Source organism: Rathayibacter sp. AY2B7 (genome assembly GCF_002931635.1).
In the GTDB taxonomy this organism is placed as follows: Bacteria; Actinomycetota; Actinomycetes; order Actinomycetales; family Microbacteriaceae; genus Rathayibacter.
Genome location: NZ_PSUC01000232.1, coordinates 1 through 683 on the forward strand (window position 1 = coordinate 1; position 683 = coordinate 683).

Below are 683 nucleotides of genomic sequence, written 5' to 3' on the forward strand. Positions count from 1 at the left end.
CCGCCCCGGCTGGATCGGCGGCGTCTGCGCGGGGATCGCCGACCGGCTCGGCATCGACCCGCTGATCGTGCGCGGGGTAGGGGAGCGTCGCGGAGGGGTGTGCGGACGGGGAGCCCTGGGCCGGGTGAGCGGCCGCGTCGTCCGATCGCCGGCTCCGCCGCACGATCCAGACCACGAAGGCCACGATCAACCCGAGCACCACGAGCGACCACAGCGTCCGCCCGGTCGCGGGCGCCCAGGGCATCGCCCCGGTGTACGCGCCGCCGAGCGACCAGAAGCCCTGCGCTACCGGCAGCATCGAGGCGAGCACGAGGACGCCGATCCCGGCGTGCACCCGGTCGAGCGAGCCGCGGAGCAGCCGCTCCGCCGGCAGGGTGCCGTCCTGGTCGGGCAGCAGCAGCCAGGCCGCGGCGTAGAGGAGGAGCGCGGGCCCGCCCAGCACCGCGACGACGAGCACGATCCCGCGCACGATCAGCGGGTCGATGCCGAGCCGGTCGGCGATCCCCGCGCAGACGCCGCCGATCCAGCCGGGGCGGCGAGGCAGGTCGAGGCCGCGCAGCCAGAGCACGAAGCGGTTCTCGGGCGCGGGGGGCGGACGGCGGGGCCGGGGACTGTGCTCACCCCTGCATCCAAACAGGTCGGCCGCACGATCGGGGGTGCTCTCGGGGTCGGATCAGGGGTTC

The 683-nt window shown here is 76.0% G+C and carries 1 pseudogene; it reads right to left on the reverse strand.

From position 1 onward, the window contains the following. Positions 1 to 445: 445 nt before the first annotated feature. Positions 446 to 568: pseudogene (locus C5C27_RS18860) on the reverse strand (PspC domain-containing protein); the annotation flags it as partial. Positions 569 to 683: the final 115 nt, after the last annotated feature.